Source organism: Vibrio sp. R15-SG3-ISO1A (genome assembly GCF_059833955.1).
In genome coordinates this window covers 47,377-66,551 of the sequence record NZ_JCBDGH010000030.1, presented here as the reverse complement: position 1 = coordinate 66,551, position 19,175 = coordinate 47,377, and the positions used below count along the sequence as shown (strand labels likewise).

The window sequence follows — 19,175 nt, the reverse complement described above, 5'->3', positions numbered from 1 at the left end:
AAAAAGCCTCTAACCTAAGTTAGAGGCTTCACTCAGAGATTGACTAGATCTCCTATAGGGGTAAGTGACAAATCTTCGATTTGTTGAGAGTAATTATCACCTATTTGCGATCGGATTAACACAGCAAATTGCGTGCGATTCACTTTCCCTTTTTTAGGACATAGCTCGGTTACGCCGCTAACGCGCCAGCACGAGGTGTTTCGTTAAAATGGCGCTTGTACTCCCGGGAGAATTGCGAGGTGCTGTTGTAACCGACTCGCCTTGCGGCTTCACTGACCTTCAATCCATCAAGATGAATCAACTCTTTCGCTTTGTTTAGGCGCACCTTTTTAATGTACTGAATAGGGGTTTCTAACGTCACAGAGCGAAACGCTTGATGAAAAGCGGAAATGCTCATGTTCGCCCTCTCAGCCAACCCTTGAACAGTGAGTGAGTCATGGTAGTGATGATGCACATACTCGAGCGCTTTGGCGACGCGCGCGTAATGCCCTTCGTGCTTGGCTAAATCGAACAGCACATGCCCTTCGCTGCTAAGTAGTGCTCTCAGTGCCAACTCTTCAGTTAGAGACTCACCTAACAGAGCGCTATCTACAGGATGACAAAGTGCCTTCATGATTCGACAACTCACGTCCATCATATCGTTGTCCATACTCACTGAAGAGAGCCCTTCACTGCGCGCAGGCGTCATCGCCTTTGGCTGAACGTTTAGCTCTTCAAGCTTATTGACTAAACGGTGCAGCACTTGAGGATCGACATCGACCGTTAACCCCATCAGTGGCTTGCCAGCATCAGCAATGGCTTCACATTCAAGGGGGAGCGGTACGCCGACCACAAGATAGTCATCGCCACCATATTTAACGGGCTTATCGCCTAGATAGATATGTTTTGTCCCCTGCCCCAATATGATCACGCCTGATTGGTAGACCAAAGGTTGGCGTTTATTCCCCTTGGAGCTTCGATAAAACCACACGCCTTCAATGGCGGTACCGACTACCCCTTCCAAATCGTCGAGGCCATTTTGCTCAACGTATTGCTCCATCCAATCCACCAGCGTCATCGCTTACCACCTATTCACCCAAGCAATATAAGTAGGATTAGGCAAAATAAATGCAGAATTTCGCCTTTATCCCGTCTCATTTGATTACTATTATGCACACATACAAAATCAATACTATCCCAATAACACAAGAGGGTAATGTCAATGCAATTCACCTATGTTAATCCAACCAAAATTTTATTCGGTCAAGGTCAGATCGCAAACATCGCTGCGCAAATTCCTACAGACCAAAAAGTACTCGTGATCTACGGTGGTGGTTCCATCAAGAAAAACGGCGTGTATGACCAAGTGGTCACGGCACTCAACGCGCATTCTTGGGTTGAATTCTCTGGCGTTGAGCCAAACCCAACCAAAGAAACACTCGACAAAGCGGTAGCGATCGTTAAAGAGCAATCGGTCGATTTCATCTTAGCTGTGGGTGGTGGTTCAGTGATTGACGGCTCTAAATACGTCGCTGCTGCTGCACACGTTGATGGCGACGGCTGGGATATTCTGACAGGTAAACACCCAGTCACTTCAGCCACACCACTTGCTGCGATTCTGACCCTGCCAGCGACTGGCTCTGAGTCAAACTCAGGCGCCGTGATCACTAAAGCTGAAACGCATGATAAGTTGGCATTCATGTCACCTTTCGTGCAGCCTAAATTTGCTGTGATGGACCCGGACGTGATGAAAACCCTACCGGAAAAACAGTTGGTCAACGGTATTGTTGATGCGTGGGTACACGTCTGTGAGCAGTACATCACCTACCAACATGGCGCTATGGTTCAAGATGGCTACGCAGAAACATTGTTGAAAAATCTAAAACAGCTCGGTGAACAATTTGCTGACCGTGACAACGATCAGTGGCGCGCAAACCTGATGTGGACGGCCAACCAAGCGCTTAACGGCTTGATCGGTGCAGGTGTCCCGCAAGATTGGGCAACGCACATGATTGGTCATGAGTTTACGGCGCTTTGGGGTGTTGACCACGCACGTTCACTGGCGATTGTGCAACCTTCCCTACTGCGCAACCAGTTAGCGGCGAAAAAAGGCAAACTCGAGCAGATGGGCATCAACGTCTTTGGTCTAGCTGCCAGCGACAACCTTGCCGAAGAGACGATTCAGCACATTGAAGCTTTCTACCACTCACTCGGTGTGTCAACACAGTTTGATGAGTATCAGGCAGATAAAGGCGCGGCCGTTGACAGTGTCGTATCACAACTAGAGAGCCACGGCATGTCGGCGCTCGGTGAAAACCAAGCCATTGACCTAAAGGCCAGTCGTCAAATTCTTGAAGCGGCGATCGCCTAATCAAAACGCTTAATAACGCAAAGAGCAGCAAACGCTGCTCTTTTTAATTCCTTAATCTATTCACGCTTCTCCGATCTTTCCTTTAAATAGGCCTGCAATGCTTGCAAAGACTTGTCGACCTCCTCACGAAGTCCTGTGATGTCGTTGCCCACTTCGCTCGGCGAGTTTTCCCATTGGTGACAAAGTGCTCTCAGTTGCTCCAAGCCCAAACTGGCAGCAGAGCCTTTCAATTTATGTGCGATGTCAGACACCTTTCGAGGGTGATTATCGACGAATGCCTGTTCCAGCTGAGTTAATGATGTCTGGGTAGTGCGGGCAAAAAGATCGGCGAGTTCTTGTAATTGGCTAAAACCCAACGCCTTGATGTCGGTGTCAATCAGTTGTGTGTTCAATAGCGTGGGAGGATCTGCACTTATAGGCGCGGGTTGGCGCGGCGCATCATCCATCGCTTCTCCCGTCATCAATGTATGAATCATGGCATCGAGGGCGTCTTTATCTAGCGGTTTGGGTAGATAGCCATCAAATCCCGCTTGCAGGTATCGCTCGACCTCTTGGTTGAACACGTGCGCAGAGACCGCAATCATCTTCGTCTCGCAATCGGTGTCACGCTTCATGCTTTGCATTAAATCCACACCACTGCCATCTGGAAGATTAATATCAATCAGCGCAATGTCATAAGTGTGAGCCTTAAATCGCGCGGTTCCCTTAGCGAGAGTGTCGACTGCGTCGGTGTGATGCCCGAGCGCCGCCAAAAATCCCTCAGCGACAAAGCGATTGACTTCATTGTCTTCTACCAGCAATACGCGAGCAGACGTTGTTGTCACTGCATGATTGTGTGAATCTTTGCGTGACGTCGCCCCTACAGGCATCGGCAAAGAAAAGTAGAAGCGGCTGCCTTGATTCTGATCCGATTCAAGCGCAATCTCGCCGCCCATCGCCCGCACAATTTTTTGGCTGATCGCAAGCCCAAGACCTGTTCCACCCAGTTTGCCTTGTCCTTGATGCACTTGGGTAAACGCAGAGAAGAGCTCACTTTGATCTGGCTTGGCTATTCCTACGCCACTGTCACTCACATCGAACAAAACGTGCTCAGCTTTCGCTGGATCATTGGCGATATACACATCAATGTAGCCACTGTCAGTAAACTTAACCGCATTCGCCACCAAGTTATTCAGCACTTGGCTAAGACGCGTGCTGTCGGCAAACACGCTCTCGGCGACATCGCTTTCAACCGTATATGAGAGTGACAATCCTTTAGCCAACGCGTCGGCCTGATGCAGCGCCACTACATCTTCCACCATAGCGCGGATTGGGAATGAAGCCGGACGAATCTCCATATGTCCGGCCTCAATTTTACTGTAATCAAGCACATCATTGAGTATTGCCAGCAAGGTTCGCCCACTGTGGGTGATGATGTCGACGTAGCGCTGCTGCTGTTGATCAAGCGGCGTTTCTGTCAGTAGCCTCGCGGTGCCGAGAACTCCGTTCATCGGCGTTCGAATTTCATGGCTCATGGTGGCTAAAAAGGCGGATTTCGCTTGGCTGGCTTGCTCTGCTTGTGAACGCGCATCAGCATGCTGCTCCACTTCTTGATTTAGACGTTGATTGGCCGTTTGCAGTTGCTCAGTGCGCAATTCGACCTGTTCTTCCAGGTGGCTTTTATGTGATTCAAGCGCTTGTTTGGCTTTCGCTTCACTGTCAGCCACCACTTTCAGCGCTTTGGCGGTGTCTCGCGCCGTCAGAATCGCGCGCCCCATCTCTGCTAACTCATCCTTACCACGCACCTCAAAATCCACATTAAGATCCCCTTTAGAGATCGTGAGCAGTGCGGTCGAGTAGTTATCCAAACGTTTGAGCACGGATTGATATACAACGCGCCAGACAATGAAGATGGCCACCGCTAAGCCAAGTGCGGTGATAATCGCCAAGAGCCACTGCGCATAACTCAACGTACCTTTAAGCCGTTCAACCGCTGTAGTAGTCGAGCGGTTGGATTGATCCACTAGATGCGTCACTGTCGAGTTGAGCTGAGAAAATTGATCAAAGGTAGCTTGGAGCAGCGCCTGTGCGGCAAGCTCATTTTGGTATCGCTCAAGCAATAGCGTAAACACCGATTGTCGCTGCGCCAATTGTTCCAGTAAGTCGGCCATTTGCTGTGAGCGAGTGGGATCCTCGACTCCCATAACCCGGCGCTGCATAATCTCGATGTTGTTCTGATAAGCGGATCTGACGGCCTCAATACGCTGCGCATCATTCATGGTCCGCGACTCTTCAATTTGATTGAGCAATCGAAACGCCAGCAGATGCAGTTCGTGCAAACGTTCAGACAAATCCATGTCCACTTCCACCAGCGCATCCAGCGCTTGGTAGGCATCCGTGAGCTTGTTTTCACCAAGCAGATTATAGATATGCGTCACGTTGGCGACCGCGATAGTACTGGTGTTTGCCACTTGGGTACGGGTGAGCTCTTCTAGCTCCGTTGCAAATTGGCGCATCTCCCTCGTATCTGCCGAAAGTTGCTGGTTAAAGCTCAAACGCTTTTCCACCACAACACCCAATTGAACTACGCTATCAATCACCTGCTCGACATCGATTTCTAACTGTTCCAATAAGGTTGAGTCAAACGCCTCTGCGCCAAGTTGTTTAATATGCAATAACAAAGATTCGAGCTGTGTCAGTAGCGCTTGACCGGAGTCACGATGTTGCTGAGCGGTTTTCGCGTTCGATAAGGTATGGACAGATGAAAGAATACGAGCGCTGAGCTCCGATACTTGCCGCGCTTCCACCATAGAGGGAATCGCCGTATTGACCACGCCGCGCTCGGTTTTCGCCACCATAGAAAAGCCCGCCATGCCGATCAACGCCGAGATGACAACCAAAAGCCCCATTGCGACAAAGGCGAATAAGAGCGTACGCCCAATGCTGGCCTTGGCTAGTAACATAACAAATCATCGCTTCTGTACACCGAAATATTGGGTTATATTTTGCAAGGTTTATCACGACTTTACCAATGAATTGCTTAATGACTTTGATCCCAACACTGAAATCCTCTCTGCTGCTTGGTGCGCTGTTTGTATCATGGTCATCGGTGGCGATTGCCTCACCCGCGTTTAAGATCTGCGCGCTTTATCCGCATCTAAAAGACTCGTACTGGCTATCGGTCAACTATGGCATGGTGCAAGAAGCCCAAGCGCAGAGCGTGACACTGAAAGTACTGGAAGCGGGCGGCTACCCCAATCAAAGTAAACAGGCCGCTCAGTTGCAACGCTGTCGAGATTGGCAAGCCGATGCGATATTGCTCGGTACCGTTGCCCCAGACATCTATTTGGGCAAATTAGCGCAACTCTCTGCCGATATCCCGGTTTTTGCCACCATCAATCAGTTAGACAATGCCAAACACGGCGATGACGTCTTGCTTGGCGAGGTCGGTGTTGATTGGTACGAAATGGGCTATTTCTCTGGCGAGTTTTTGGCAAAACGTCACCCGAAAGGCAGTGGTCATGTTAACGTCGCGGTGCTTCCCGGCCCCGTGGCAAGTGGTGGTACCAAACCTGTGATGCAAGGCATCGAGGCAGCAATTGAAGGCAGTGATGTCACTATCACCGGCGTGCATTGGGCAGACAACGACAAAGAGCTGCAACGCAATTTAGTTCAGCGTGTAACAGAAAAACGCGATATCCATTACCTTATTGGCAGTGCGGTCGCGATTGAAGCGGCAATCAGTGAGTTGCGCCTCGGCGGAAAGAGCGCGCAAATCGGTCTTGTCTCTACCTACCTCAGTCATGGCGTCTATCGCGGTTTACTTCGCAATAAAGTGCTGTTTGCACCGAGCGATCAGATGGTGTTGCAAGGTCGTCTATCGGTTCGTCAAGCGGTTCAATCTCTCAAACAAGCGCCTTTTGACAGGCATATTGCGCCCGATATTGTTAAGCTAACGCCCAATCATTTACCACGTTCGGTTATCGAAGCCTCGCTGTCACCATCCGAATACCGACCCATTTTTAATGTCTTAGCTAAAGAATAACGATTCATAATCAGGAAGAACATTCATGGAAAAAACAACACGTACCCTACCTGCACACAAACACATTGCGCTGGTCGCGCATGACAACTGCAAGCCAGAGTTGCTGCGCTGGGTAACGGAAAACAAAGAAAAGTTACAGAGTCACTTTCTTTATGCCACTGGCACAACTGGCACCATGCTAAGTAAACAGACCGGCCTTGCCATTAAGAGTATGATCAGTGGCCCGATGGGCGGGGACCAACAGATCGGCGCCCTCATTTCGGAAGGGAAAATCGACATGCTGATTTTCTTCTGGGATCCACTCAACGCGGTTCCACATGACCCAGATGTCAAAGCGCTATTGCGTATTGCGAGCGTATGGAATATTCCCGTGGCTACCAACCGCGCAACGGCCAAGTTCCTGTTTGAGTCCAGCTTGCTTGAGAAAGAAGTGGACATTGAGATCCCAGACTACCAGGCGTATCTGGCCAAGCGCACCTAACGCCTTCATTCACCTAGTTCGCTTATTAAGTATTCAGCCTGCCACCGTCGCAGGCTGTTTTTGTCTATCGATAGCTTCACATCAAGCTGGTCAGTTCGCGTAAATCGTGAATTTTGGGCAGGGCGTGCTCATGCACTCGATTGTTGACGCCCAGATAGTGGACAGTTTTAATCCCCGCTCGAATCCCTGCCTCTAACCCTTTGACCGTGTCATCCACATAGACACAATTTTCTAAGCGAAATCCCATGGTCATGGCGGTATATAAAATCAGATCCGGTTCAGGTTTCCAACTGTTGGTATCGAACGCAGAGAAAATCTTATTCTCGAAATGAGGGTAAAGTCCTGTCAGCTCAAGCGATCGGCGGATTTTACTTTTTGGGCCATTTGAGGCCACACAGTACTCAATCCCTTTCGCTTCGAGCTGCTTCAAAAGCTCGGTGGCACCGGCCGAGGGCTTTAAATGACGTTCAAACAAGTCATCTAGCCGCTCACGGTAAAAAGGTTCTAGTTGATCAATTGAAATTCGACAGCCAAGGCGCTCATTCGTTGCTGCTAAAATGTCAGCCAACTTCCCCCCTTCAAAATGGGCTAAGGCATCTTGAGTAGAAAGCCCAGCACCAAAATGATGAAACGTCTCACTCAGCGCTTGGCAACACAGCTTCTCGCTGTCGATTAGCGTTCCATCACAATCAAATATCACGCATTGGGTTTCTGACATAGCCGCACACTCTGTTAATTCGTTAAACAAAATAGTAAACGAGCGGCCACGATTTGAAATGCGTCACTTAACACTTTAAGTGACAAGGGAAGGGTTTTGCTGAGAACCCTCGCACGCGTCACGAATGGTAGGTAGAATAAATGATGAAGATAATGACTATCTCGTGCGCTTAATGTGCGCTGTGTTCAACATACACAGCATCACATTGATTGAGTTCAAGTTTACTCACTATCGCTGCAATCAGATCATGACGCTTGTATTCCGGTTCCATCACGACATCTGAAATCAGGGCAGCACCTTGATGCGTGGTCACCAACGCTGCGCCAACGGGTTGATTGCCTTTAAACGCAACGATCAATTGGCAAGGTGCTGAGTAGATGATCTGAGTGAAAAACTCAACAATCCACTCCCTGTCTTGTTGGCTTTGCCACTGTTTGGCCTGTTGCAAGGCAAACATCACGGTCATGCGATGAAAATCCGCCACAAACACATCTTGCTCACTGAATTCGTCTAGAGACAACTCACTGAGATCAAGCAAGTGTGTCTCTCGCTCTGAACCGCGTGCTTGATAAAGTTCGTGCCCTTTGAGGCTCTCTGGCGTTGGAAATTCTACGTCCACTTGGCTGGCAAGCCATTGGTTTTTCATCTCGGTGATGGCAGAGGCGGTATTGGGCATGGGATGTCTTTTTGAGGTCATGAATCTTATCGTCATGAGCTTAACGATAAGATCATGATGCGACAAGTTTTTCATTGAACTATTGGCTGCTTGAGCATAAAACAGATAAGCTTGGTTCATAGTTAGCTCGACAATCACAAAGCTCAACCATAATTTAAGAAGGGATAGCGGCCATGCGGATAAAATTACTTGGCGTTGCCATGGCTTCACTGCTGCTCACCGCGTGTGATAGCAACGAAGTGGGTGACGTTTCACTCGGTCTATTTACATTGAAAGACATTAAGATCACCTCACTGCAAGATGAGGTAGTGACAGGCGTGACCTGCCACATCGCATCCATTGAAGCGAATCTTAGCCTCTCCGATCCAAGCGACAGTTCCATTTCATGCCGTCAAACCGGCGAAATCACCACGGATATGATTGCAAAAATCGATAAGAGCGCGTCGGGTGAAGTGGTGTTCAAAAAGTCAAAAAGCATCTTCTTCAAAACCATGAAAGTGCGCCGCATCTACGATGCCGACACACAGTCCCTCCTCTATCTTTCGTACACAACCAAAGAAACCGAAGGTAGCTTCAAACACAGTCTGTCGACCGTGCCACTTTGGGGTACCGATGCGTATGTGGAGGTCCCTGTCGCTGCACAGTAATTGCGCGAATCACACGCAGACTGACCCGCCCTATACCAAAGTCATGCTAGGGGTGGGCAGGCTTAAGGCGAGCTGTTTTGGCTCGCCTTACTTCTTAAATCAATAGCGTATTTTAAGCCAATCTCAACGGTCTCCTTGCCCGATACGTTTCTTTGATCAAAATCTCATTGTTATGTAATTTTTATGAAATTTGAAAGGCACTTTTGTGTTAGACTGGCGAAAATTTTTTACTGTCCTTTTTGAGCATGAAATTTCCTGGCCAACGTAAATCTAAGCACTACTTTCCTACTGACAATCGCGATCCATTGATCAATCAGATGAAGCAAGCACCGAAGCTCTACCGCCCTATCGTGGTCGGTGTCGGTCAAACCATCGTTGATATTGAAGCGCGCGTCGATGACGATTTCCTCGCTAAATACGAGTTGAGCAAAGGACACTCACTGGTACTCGAAGAGGATAAAGCCGATGCGCTATATCAAGAGCTGGTGGAACGCGAGCTGATCACACACCAATACCCCGGTGATACCATTGGCAACACCCTGCACAACTACTCCGTGCTTGCGGACAGCAAGTCGGTGCTGCTGGGTGTGATGTCGAAAAACATTGAGGTTGGATCCTTCGCCTATCGCTATTTGTGTCGCACGTCCTCTCGTATGAATCTCAATCATTTGCAAATGGTCGAGGGATCGATTGGCCGCTGCTATACCTTGATCTCTGAAAATGGTGAACGTACGTTTGCTATCAATGAAGGTCACATGAATCAGCTGCGTCCCGAAAGCATTCCTGAAGAAGTGTTTGATAAAGCCTCAGCACTGGTGGTCTCTTCTTACCTCATGCGCGGTAAGCCAGAAGATCCGATGCCAAAAGCGGTCGCACGTGCAATTGAAATCGCCAAGCAAAAACAGGTGCCTGTTGTGCTGACCTTGGGTACCAAGTGGGTGATTGAAGGCAACGCAGCGTGGTGGCAAGAGTACATCAAAGAGAACATTTCAGTGATCGCGATGAACGAGGAAGAAGGCGAAGCGCTTACCGGTGAGAAAGATCCTCTGCTCGCGGCTGACAAAGCGCTCGAATGGGTCGACCTAGTGCTGTGTACTGCAGGACCTATTGGCCTTTACATGGCGGGCTACACCGATGAATCAGCGAAGCGTGATACGGAACTGCCGCTATTGCCGGGCAACATCGCCGAGTTTAATAAGTATGAATTTAGCCGCGCGATGCGCAAACAAGACTGTCAGTCGCCTTTGAAAGTTTACTCGCATATTGGTCCGTACCTTGGTGGTCCACTCGAGATCAAAAACACCAACGGCGCAGGCGATGCGGCATTATCAGCCTTGCTCCATGACATGGCAGCCAACAGCCACCACAAGATGAATGTGCCTAACTCGTCTAAACATGACTTGCCGTTTTTGACTTACTCATCATTATCACAGATCTGTAAGTACGCGAACCGAGTAAGCTACGAGGTGCTCACGCAACACTCGCCGAGATTGGGTCGAGCGTTACCAGAGCGTGAAGACAGTCTCGAAGAAGCCTATTGGGATCGATAATGTCGCGCTCAGTACGACTTAAGGTTGTGACAAACCTGCTCTAAATACGTAATAAACGCGCAAGAGCTTCTTTAAATACGTAATAAACGCGAAATACTTATAAACGCGATAGTGACAATCTATCGCGTTTTTTATTGGCCGCCTTTAACTGGTGCGGGATAAAAGACCAAGGCGTCCCCTTCCACCATGACACAATCCATTCCGCCTGCGTGCGCGGCTTGACGGCCGAGATGCGTATCTTCAAACACCACACACTGAGACGGCGCTAACTTGAGCTGCTCCGCCGCCAGTAAAAACGTATCCGGGTTCGGTTTGTGATGCTCAACATCACTGGCAGTGACAATCGCATCGAGTTTCTCGATGAGGTTCGCTTTTTCCAGCAAGCGCATCGCACTCTGCCTTTGACTGCCTGTCCCTACCGCCAGTGGCTTTTTACCGTAGAAGTGGTCGAAAATCGCCATCGTGGCTTGTATCGGCTCTCCATGATCATCAAGGCTGCTAAATGTCGCCATCTTAAATTGCGCCACTTCATTGGGATCTAACGTCAAGCCGTACTTGCTGTTCACTTCAGCGACGATTTTAAAACTCGGCATGCCACCCAAGCTGTGCAGCCATTCGCGCGTAAAGGGAAACTCGAAATGCTCGGCCGTCTTTTCCCACGCCAGCAAGTGAGCGGGCATGGTATCAATCAGGGTGCCATCCATGTCAAAAATGAGACCTTGATACGAATGTAATAATTCCTTCATATAAAATTCACAAAGCTATTTGGGTTAAGAAACTAGTTTTTTAGTAGTAGTCATGAGTATGATTGACAAACATCTCAGTACTGAACTAGCTTGAGAGTATGCACATTACTATAACAACAATAATGAGTTACACCTTTTTTAGGAAGCAATTATGAACATAAAGAGTAAGCTCTATTCTCTGGGGGCAGTCGCTATCGTCGGTATCGGCGTGTTGTTGCTCTCCACCACCCAATTTGCCAAAGTGACCAATGAACTCAATCAAGCGAATCTACTTGTCGCTCAGCTTGAAGTCCGCTTGCTCAATTTGCGTCGTAACGAGAAAGATTTCCTGCTCAGAAAAGACGCCAAGTACCTCACTTCGTTCAATGACAATATTGATAAGTTTTTAGTCAAAGAGGCAACGCTATCGACTCTCTTAAAAGCTCATGAACTGCCGTCTTCTAAACAATTACGCACGGACATCCTCGCCTATCAAAAAGGCTTTGCTAGCTTGGTGTCCGCCTTTCAGGCCTATGGTCTCAATGATGAAGACCAACTGCTTGGTCGCTACAACCAAGCGTTAGACGCCATTCGCCCATCACTCGACAGTGACCAATTGGTTCAGCTCGCCGATTTTAATGAGAAAGTGCTAGAAGGCGAATTCGACTCTTCCTTGCTACCGCCGAATGCCTCATCACTGCTCAATGCGGCGCAAGCGCTGGTCGTGCAACACAAAAAGGTCGGCCTAAAATACAATGAGGGGCTACTAGGGCAAACACGCGGGCTGTCTCACACGGTCGAGGAGCAATTTAAAAGCTTCTCTTCAGCGCTCAGTGAAAACTCGGCGCAAACCCAATCTCGCCTAGCGACCCTCAAGTTAAGTGTTACCATGATCGTCTCTTTGGTGATCATTGGCTTCATCTGGCAAATCGCTCGTTCGATCAACACCCAAGTGTCCACCTTGCTCTCTCTGATTCAGGAGATCGCGCGGACTAATAATGTCGCACTGCGTGCCAATCTCAAAGGTAAAGATGAGTTGGTCGCCATCAGTCAATACTTCAACCGTCTCCTCGATAAACTTGAAGGGCTGATTTCAGGAACTCAAGAGAAATCTGCGCATCTATCATCCACGACCGGTAACATGCATCAAGAACTGGAAAATGTCATTGTTCAGTTTAATGTCCAAGCGGATCACACCTCCACGATGGCCACATCGGTTCAAGAGATGGTGTCGACCATCAATGAGATTTCAGAAAGTACCTCAGTGGCGGTGGAGGGCGTTCATCAAGCGTCGATCAATGCACATAAAGGTCGTGAGGTGGTGGAATCCACGGTGCGTAATATTGATCAGCTGTCGAGCATTCTAGGCGAGAGTCAGACCTCTATCCAATCGCTCAACCATCACGTCGACAAGATTGGTGATGCGGTCAACATCATTCAAGGTATTGCTGAACAGACCAACCTACTTGCGCTGAACGCCGCGATAGAGGCTGCGCGTGCCGGTGAGCAAGGACGCGGATTTGCTGTGGTGGCCGATGAAGTGCGCGCATTGGCAAGCCGAACGCATCAATCGACCGAAGACATCACCAAAGTGGTGAGCGCGATTCAGTCACAAATGTCCGAAGTGGTCACCAATATCGATAAGTGTAACGAGCAAGGCGCTGAGACCTTGAAAGCATCGGAAACATTGGATGCGAGTTTGGAGCAAATCATCTCCGATATGGACAACATCCAAGCCAACTCTGAGCGCATCGCCTCGGCGATTGAAGAGCAAGGGATTGTGATGAATCAAGTCAGCGAATCCATCACCGAACTCAACTCGATTTCCGAGGGTAATATGGAATCGGCCAAACTCTGTTTGCTCGAAGTCGATAACGTCTCAGCTCAAGCGATTGAGATGGACAAAGCGGTGGCGGAGTTCAAAACCAAGTAACGTACCTATTAGAGCTATGAGGTAAAAAGGCGCGCTCAACGATTGGGCGCGCCTTTTTATTTCGCTCTATTGAGTGACGTTGGCATTTTGCTTACTTCTGAGTTCATCAATGACATAGCTTGGGGCGACTTGACTTAACTCATCCATACATGGCTCGGATTTATCATGATCGTAACGGATATAAATATCACAAAGAGCATATAACTGTTCTGGAGCACCTGATATAAGGTAAGCAGTCTCAAAAGACTGAGTCGATTTTTCAATATCCAACGACTCTTGTAACACACCGTTTAGATACCAGTAGTAACTATTATCTTTCGCAAGGTTTGCGGCGATGTCCATGTCTTTCGCTGCCTGCTTTCTCTCATCTGTGCGAACCAAGGCTAACGACTTCGAATAGTACAACGCGGCGGCTTCGGGATTCAGTTCCAGTGCCTGATCCAAGATCGCGATAGCCTTATCATTCAGTTGCTGTGCACGATAGTTGTCTGCATAAGCGAGCCAAAGCTCTGTCGAGTATTGATCATTCTCTACCAAATTCACATAGATAGGCTCAGCGAGAGTCCATCGCTCTGTCCAACGGTACACGTTTGCCAGCAACAATAAAGACTCTGGATCATTTTGTTCAGCGAGACTTGTCTCAAGCTCTTTGAGCGATTCAGACAGTTGCTCTCTCTGCGATTGACTTAACGCATTGAAGTCTTGAACCAGGTTCGCACTCGCTCGTACGCGAACTATCTGCTCGGCATCGGTAAGCAAAGGAGAAACCATGCGCCAGCGATGCTCAATCGGGTATACCTGAGAGCCGACAATCGCACCATGACGAATCACAGCGCTCTCATCTTTTAAGCCACGAGCAACAGCAACGAGTGCGTTCTCACTCGGGTAACTCGCAAGCGCCATCAATGCCATTGCTCTTTCTTCATCGTCCAAACGCGTGTCTTGGGCATTGTAGGCCAATTGAACCGGATTGATAGCTTGGGTTTCCACCTGTGGCATGAGTGGGCTCGGTGCCACTGCATTCGTTTGATTAGGCGCAGCAACCACAGTGGAAACGCTCAGCGCTGCAACAAGCAATGCGATAGTTGAAAATGGACGAGTCATAATATTACCCCTTATTCAATTCATTGCGTTGTTGCATCATTTCGCGAACAACGGAGTCACTATACTTACCATGAGCGACAGGATGACGTGTTGCACGCAAGATGTACGCGATACTGCGATCGACATGTGAGAAGAACTTTTTCCAACCTGCACACAAATAATTCAAGCCAGGTTCACCTTGTGCGGTTCGAATAAAGCGATTTTTGGGACATTCACCGTAGCAAGCAAACTGGTAATCACATTGCTGGCACTGTGTCGTCAACGTACGCGATTTAGCGAAACCAAATTTTTGTTGTTCGGCGCTGTAAGCAACATCATCGATTTTTTGCTCGTGGATATTACCGATTTTGTATTCTGGGTAGACGTAATGGTCACACGCGTAAAGATCGCCGTTAGGCTCCATGGCGAGACCTTTGCCACACAACTCACCCAGAGTACACAGTGGGTTTTTACGCCCCATCCAAGTTTCAATGCTCGCTTCAAAATATTGCACGAACACTTTGCCAATGTCGTGCTTCACCCACTCGTCGAATACCGCAATCAAAAAGTTACCCCATGCCATATCCGACACACACCAAGGCTCCATCACCGAATCTTTGTGACCCGGGATCAGGCGTTTATCGCCCTGCTTGGGTTGATCTCCTGCGGACCAAGTTTGCGGCGCCGTGGTGCGGAACGTTTTTTGTTCCACAATCGGAATGAATTGGATTTGCGGTGAACGCACTTCATCACGTAAGAAACGGTAGACTTCAAGTGGGTTCTGACTAGTGAGATTATTCACGCAAGTCAAGGTAGCAAAGTTCACCTTGTGCTTGTGCAGCAGGTCAACCGCCGCCATTACTTGCTTGAATGTGCCACGCCCTGCTCGGTTGGTACGGTAAGCATTGTGCAGCATCTCCGGGCCATCAATACTTAGGCCAATCAGGAAGTTGTTTTTGGCAAGGAATGCACACCACTCGTCGTTTAACAAGGTGCCATTGGTTTGCAAATCGTTAGAAATCACAATCCCTTCTGGCTTATATTTATTTTGGAGCTCAACGATTTTTTCAAAGTATTCGAGTCCGAGCATCGTCGGCTCACCACCTTGCCAAGAAAAGATGATTTCAGGGGTATTTTGCCCTTCAATGTACGTCTTGATGTAGTGCTCTAGCGTCTCATCAGACATTCGCGGCGAGCAGCCTTTTTTGTACTCAAGCAAGTCCTGTTTGCTGAGGTAGTAACAGTATTGGCAATCAATATTGCAAGCTGCACCGATGGGTTTCGCCATCACATGCATGCGCTTAGACGCCTTACCTTGAAACTGAGGACCTTGAGTAATTTGCATACATCACCTTTCATCTTTTTGTGTACCGTTAGTGTACTGCGGCTAATCCGTGAGTTCATGTTATAGGGGTTATAACCAAAGCTTATGGTGTAAAGTGCTATTATCAATACACTCACATTACCAGAGAACAGATGATGAAAACGAGTCTATCCCTTCTTTCTATACCTCTATTTGTGTTTACTCTTGCCGGTTGTGCGAGTAAACCTGCACATCCACTCGCTGAAAAAATAAATCAAGATATGGTCTGGGTTGAGGGCGGTGAGTTTGTCATGGGGAGTGACTCAGAAACAACAACCAAAGCAGAGCGCCCCGCAAGAAGCGTGAAGGTTGATGGTTTTTACTTATCTAAATTTGAGGTAACTCAAGAGCTATTTGAGTCAGTGATGGGCTCATCATTAAGTTTTTTCAAAGACCCTCAGGTACCAGTAAACAACTTAAGTTGGCAGCAAGCCACGTACTTTGTGGAACAGCTCAACGAAATGACGGGAGAGAACTACCGCTTACCGACCGAGGCTGAATGGGAGTTTGCCGCTCAGGGCGGTATCCACAGTCAAGGTTATACCTACGCCGGTTCTAATAATATTGATGATGTGGCTTGGTACGATGCAAACTCTAACAACCGTGCCCATCCAGTAGGTCTAAAGCAACCGAACGAGCTTGGCTTATACGATATGACAGGTAATGTCGGTGAATTTGTTATTGATGCCTTCGACGATACATTTTATCGATTTGGTCCAACCGATAACCCTAACAACGCTCAACACAGTGACCTCGGTCTTGCACATAAATCCGTCCGTGGTGGCAGTTTCGCCTACAGCGCAAACGAGTCCGAAAACTTCCGCCGCGATTTCGCCAGTCAAACTATAATCATGTCTGATATGGGCTTGAGATTGGCGAAAGATTAACTCCACAATTAAGGAATGTTATGAAAACAGTATGGCTAGGTGCCGCCAGTGCACTTCTGATTTCCGCACCACTGATGGTCGTGGCGCAAGAAGCCAAACCCAAGTTGGTTTTGCAAGTTACCGTTGATGGTTTGCGCGGCGATCTGCTTGACCGTTATAAGCACAACTTTGGTGAGGGTGGCTTCCGTTACTTAATGGATCAAGGTACACATTATACCAACGCCCATTACCAACATGGCAACACGGAGACGATTGTGGGGCACGTGTCACTCGCGACCGGTGCACCGCCTTCTGTTCACGGTATGGTAGGTAATGTTTGGTATGATCGACAATTAGAACGACTGGTGTACAACGTCGAAGACGCGAACTATTCGATGCTTTCTGCGGGCGCAGGTGTTGATAAATCAACGGAAATCGACCCTACACAAAAAACCGCGCTTCAAGACGGGCGTTCACCAGAGCCAATTCTCGCCACCACCTTTAGTGATGAGCTTACCGTTTCTTCCAACGGCCAAGCCAAGGTGTTTTCTGTCTCGATCAAAGACCGCGGCGCCATTTCGTTAGCGGGCCACACCGGCAAAGCATTTTGGTTCTCAAAATCGCAGTCTGAATTTGTCACCAGCGACTACTACTACGATCAATACCCGAACTGGGTATCGCGTTGGAACGAGAAGCAAATTCCGAATCAGTACAGCGGACAGCGCTGGGAGCTCAGCCTAGAGCGTGATCAATACACGCTGGACGAAATCAGCCAAGAGAACAAACTCGATTTGGCAGGATTCGCTCGCACCTTCCCTCACCCATACGGACCGTCAAGTTTTAAATACTTCTCTACCATGCTAACGGTTAGCCCAGCGGGCGATGAGATCACCGGTGATTTCGCGCAAACCCTGCTGCGTCAAGAGCGCCTTGGTCAAAGTGGGTTTACCGATTATCTCGCGGTGAGTTTTTCTTCGAACGACTACGTGGTTCACCTCTACGGACCTGACAGCCTAGAAACCGAAGATAACCTGATTCGTTTAGATCGCACTCTGGCAAAACTATTTAAAACCGTCGATGACCACATTGGTCTTGAGAATACTCTGATTGTCCTTTCAGCTGACCACGGTGTGCCTGAAGTGTCACCAAACGCTAGCCAACTTGGTTTTCGTCAAGCGAGCTACTTTGATGTCAATAACATCATTAATGACAACGTGTTAGCAAGATTAAAGAGTGAGTTCGGTTTAGGTAAAGAAGCCGTACGCCTTTACGCGCAGCCTTACATCTATCTTGATCACGACGTGATAGCAAAGAAGAAAGTCGCACTGGCGGACGTACAAGCCGCTATTGCTGAAGAAGTTCGCAAAGTGGAAGGCGTCGCTTATGCGGTCACATCAAGTGATGTGGCAGCGAACCGCCTACCCAATACGCGTGTCTTCGATATGGTGAAAAACAACTACCACCCAGATCGCTCTGGTGATGTGTACTTGGTGTTCGCACCGCGCACCTACATCAACGACATGGATGGCCTCACCATTGCGTCAACCCACGGTTCACCTTGGCGTTACGACACGCACGTTCCGGTGATCTTTGCTGGCCATCAGGTACCGGCTCAAGTCGTCAACCGCGACGTGACGCCTTACGACATCGCACCAACGTTGTCTAACTACTTAGGCATCACCCTACCGAGTGGCGCAACAGGGCATGTGCTAACGGAAGTGAAGAAGTAACCGTTCAAGAACTCTAAGGAAAAGGGCTTGCATTGAAGCCCTTTTAAATTTGGCATAAAGCACTAATACCCTAACGCCTTCACCGCCTGTTTCAACTGCGTTCTTAACCATTCGTGTCCGCTTTCTTGAGTGCGGCTCGGGTGCCAGATCATACTGAGTTTCTGCTCAGCGTTACTAAAAGGTAATGGGATCGCCTTCAACTGATACTGCTCAGTAAAGCTTTTTAACGCGCGACACGGCCAGATACCAATGTACTCGCCGCCACTGATGACAGGCAGCATTTCAAAAGCGCCTGACGCGCGGTACGCCACCTTGCGCTTTGCTAACTCGGTAATGTGCTCGCCGAGCAAACTAGTGCGGCTTTGCCAGCGCGAGACCACAACGTGCTCCTCCTCCAAAAATCCTTCGAGCGAAATGGTATCGCCAATGCGCGGGTGATCCTTCGCACAAACCACGATCATCTCTTCACTGTAAAGTCGCTCATACTTGAGTTTCGTGCGGTCTCTAGGCTCAATATCAATAATTAAATCATAGCGTTGCAGACGCAAATCACTTTCGTAGTCTTCGGTAAAGAGAGGGTGAATCTCGAGTGCTATGTTTGGCGCATGCTGTCTGATCTGCTTAAGCAGCAGGGGCAACAACTGGTAACTCGGGACAGAAACAGAGGCAATCGAAAAGGTACGATTGGTGATTTTCGGGTCAAATTCACGCGACGCTGAAAGCGTTGAGGTGTAGTTCTTTAGCGCGGCCGACATCGCAGGATAGATATCAATGGCAAAACTGGTTGGCTCTACCCCACTGGTACTGCGATGGAACAAAGGCTCGTCGTAAATATCTCGCAAACGCGCCAACGCTTTACTCACCGCAGGTTGGCTGATATCCAAACGTGTGGCCGCTCGGGATAAATTCTGTTCTTCGAAGATCGCAACAAAAATGGGGATAAGATTAAGTTCTGTGGTTTTCATATCGATACAGGCTGGGCAGGAAAGGCGTTATTGTAACGAAAATGCCACTCGGTATCGAAATGAA

16 protein-coding genes are annotated in these 19,175 nt (G+C 48.6%); 8 read left to right on the top strand and 8 right to left on the bottom strand.

Annotated features, from left to right (window positions below; translation table 11 throughout):
* Window positions 1–169: 169 nt before the first annotated feature.
* Entirely contained in the window at window positions 170–1,057 is an 888-nt protein-coding gene (locus tag AC6R0L_RS03555) for an AraC family transcriptional regulator (RefSeq protein ID WP_500628254.1), read from the bottom strand.
* A 144-nt stretch (window positions 1,058–1,201) separates the two neighbouring features.
* Here AC6R0L_RS03555 and AC6R0L_RS03550 point away from each other — a divergent pair, with 144 nt between their 5' ends.
* Entirely contained in the window at window positions 1,202–2,350 is a 1,149-nt protein-coding gene (locus tag AC6R0L_RS03550) for an iron-containing alcohol dehydrogenase (RefSeq protein WP_500628253.1), read from the top strand.
* A 56-nt stretch (window positions 2,351–2,406) separates the two neighbouring features.
* On the opposite strand, the gene torS is transcribed toward AC6R0L_RS03550, so the two are convergent.
* Window positions 2,407–5,292 (bottom strand): TMAO reductase system sensor histidine kinase/response regulator TorS, encoded by a 2,886-nt coding sequence (gene torS, locus AC6R0L_RS03545; protein WP_500628252.1) that lies wholly within the window; start codon window positions 5,290–5,292, stop codon window positions 2,407–2,409.
* Window positions 5,293–5,381: 89 nt separating this feature from the next.
* On the opposite strand from torS, the gene torT reads away from it, so the two are divergent.
* Both torT and AC6R0L_RS03535 read left to right on the top strand, forming a co-directional pair.
* Window positions 5,382–6,374, top strand: a complete 993-nt coding sequence (gene torT, locus AC6R0L_RS03540; RefSeq protein WP_500628394.1) for a TMAO reductase system periplasmic protein TorT — start codon at window positions 5,382–5,384, stop codon at window positions 6,372–6,374.
* Between the two features lie 25 nt (window positions 6,375–6,399).
* On the top strand, window positions 6,400–6,855 hold the full coding sequence (locus AC6R0L_RS03535; protein WP_334551905.1) for a methylglyoxal synthase: 456 nt from the start codon (window positions 6,400–6,402) through the stop codon (window positions 6,853–6,855).
* Between the two features lie 76 nt (window positions 6,856–6,931).
* On the opposite strand, the gene AC6R0L_RS03530 is transcribed toward AC6R0L_RS03535, so the two are convergent.
* Both AC6R0L_RS03530 and AC6R0L_RS03525 read right to left on the bottom strand, forming a co-directional pair.
* Complete coding sequence (locus AC6R0L_RS03530) at window positions 6,932–7,573, bottom strand: HAD-IA family hydrolase (RefSeq protein ID WP_500628251.1); 642 nt, start codon at window positions 7,571–7,573, stop codon at window positions 6,932–6,934.
* Window positions 7,574–7,742: 169 nt separating this feature from the next.
* On the bottom strand, window positions 7,743–8,249 hold the full coding sequence (locus tag AC6R0L_RS03525) for a GNAT family N-acetyltransferase (RefSeq protein ID WP_500628250.1): 507 nt from the start codon (window positions 8,247–8,249) through the stop codon (window positions 7,743–7,745).
* Window positions 8,250–8,422: 173 nt separating this feature from the next.
* On the opposite strand from AC6R0L_RS03525, the gene AC6R0L_RS03520 reads away from it, so the two are divergent.
* Both AC6R0L_RS03520 and AC6R0L_RS03515 read left to right on the top strand, forming a co-directional pair.
* Window positions 8,423–8,896 (top strand): CreA family protein, encoded by a 474-nt coding sequence (locus AC6R0L_RS03520; protein WP_500628249.1) that lies wholly within the window; start codon window positions 8,423–8,425, stop codon window positions 8,894–8,896.
* Window positions 8,897–9,141: 245 nt separating this feature from the next.
* On the top strand, window positions 9,142–10,446 hold the full coding sequence (locus AC6R0L_RS03515; protein ID WP_500627200.1) for an inosine/guanosine kinase: 1,305 nt from the start codon (window positions 9,142–9,144) through the stop codon (window positions 10,444–10,446).
* A 131-nt stretch (window positions 10,447–10,577) separates the two neighbouring features.
* On the opposite strand, the gene AC6R0L_RS03510 is transcribed toward AC6R0L_RS03515, so the two are convergent.
* Window positions 10,578–11,192, bottom strand: a complete 615-nt coding sequence (locus tag AC6R0L_RS03510) for a beta-phosphoglucomutase family hydrolase (RefSeq protein WP_500628248.1) — start codon at window positions 11,190–11,192, stop codon at window positions 10,578–10,580.
* Window positions 11,193–11,343: 151 nt separating this feature from the next.
* Between AC6R0L_RS03510 and AC6R0L_RS03505 the strand changes: the two genes are divergently transcribed.
* Entirely contained in the window at window positions 11,344–13,104 is a 1,761-nt protein-coding gene (locus AC6R0L_RS03505; protein ID WP_500628247.1) for a methyl-accepting chemotaxis protein, read from the top strand.
* 66 nt (window positions 13,105–13,170) lie between these two features.
* Here AC6R0L_RS03505 and AC6R0L_RS03500 read toward each other — a convergent pair whose 3' ends face one another.
* Together AC6R0L_RS03500 and AC6R0L_RS03495 are read right to left on the bottom strand one after the other, a co-directional pair.
* Complete coding sequence (locus tag AC6R0L_RS03500) at window positions 13,171–14,208, bottom strand: tetratricopeptide repeat protein (RefSeq protein WP_487901470.1); 1,038 nt, start codon at window positions 14,206–14,208, stop codon at window positions 13,171–13,173.
* A gap of 4 nt (window positions 14,209–14,212) precedes the next feature.
* On the bottom strand, window positions 14,213–15,532 hold the full coding sequence (locus AC6R0L_RS03495; protein ID WP_500628246.1) for an anaerobic sulfatase maturase: 1,320 nt from the start codon (window positions 15,530–15,532) through the stop codon (window positions 14,213–14,215).
* Window positions 15,533–15,663: 131 nt separating this feature from the next.
* On the opposite strand from AC6R0L_RS03495, the gene AC6R0L_RS03490 reads away from it, so the two are divergent.
* Entirely contained in the window at window positions 15,664–16,437 is a 774-nt protein-coding gene (locus tag AC6R0L_RS03490; protein WP_500628245.1) for a formylglycine-generating enzyme family protein, read from the top strand.
* Between the two features lie 20 nt (window positions 16,438–16,457).
* Entirely contained in the window at window positions 16,458–18,146 is a 1,689-nt protein-coding gene (locus AC6R0L_RS03485; RefSeq protein ID WP_500628244.1) for an alkaline phosphatase family protein, read from the top strand.
* 62 nt (window positions 18,147–18,208) lie between these two features.
* On the opposite strand, the gene AC6R0L_RS03480 is transcribed toward AC6R0L_RS03485, so the two are convergent.
* A complete protein-coding gene (locus tag AC6R0L_RS03480) occupies window positions 18,209–19,111 on the bottom strand; it encodes a LysR family transcriptional regulator (RefSeq protein WP_487901466.1) in 903 nt (300 codons plus the stop codon).
* Window positions 19,112–19,175: the final 64 nt, after the last annotated feature.